Origin of the sequence: Allomuricauda sp. XS_ASV26 (assembly GCF_041224615.1) — a bacterium.
GTDB classification, from domain to species: domain Bacteria; phylum Bacteroidota; class Bacteroidia; order Flavobacteriales; family Flavobacteriaceae; genus Flagellimonas; species Flagellimonas alginolytica.
Genome location: NZ_JBGFGK010000007.1, coordinates 1 through 335, shown reverse-complemented (window position 1 = coordinate 335; position 335 = coordinate 1). Strand labels below are relative to the sequence as shown.

1 protein-coding gene is annotated in these 335 nt (G+C 42.1%); it reads left to right on the top strand.

Annotated elements, in window-relative coordinates; all coding sequences use genetic code 11:
* A partial coding sequence (locus AB9K32_RS00040) for a hypothetical protein (protein WP_369883998.1) occupies window positions 1–335 on the top strand: 335 nt, incomplete at both ends.

The window sequence follows — 335 nt, the reverse complement described above, 5'->3', positions numbered from 1 at the left end:
CCAGAAAGCGTTACCCTGCCGCAATCTGCAAATTGGGAATCCCTTGATTGTGATGGCGACGGAAACCCGAATGATACGGACCCTGACCCTTTGACGGTAAATGCCAATGACGATTTTGGTTCGACACCCGCAACTATTGATGTTGCAATAAACATTTTGGAGAATGATGATTTTCTTCCCAACAATGCACCTAACAATGTCGGTGTTACCAATATTGAAAGAATTGGAGGCAGCGCTGTTGGAGTAGGTGTTTTTAATAATGATACTGGTTTTGTAAACTATATACCGGAAACATCTGAATCAAATTCTACCGTTTCCATAGTGTATCAGGTGTG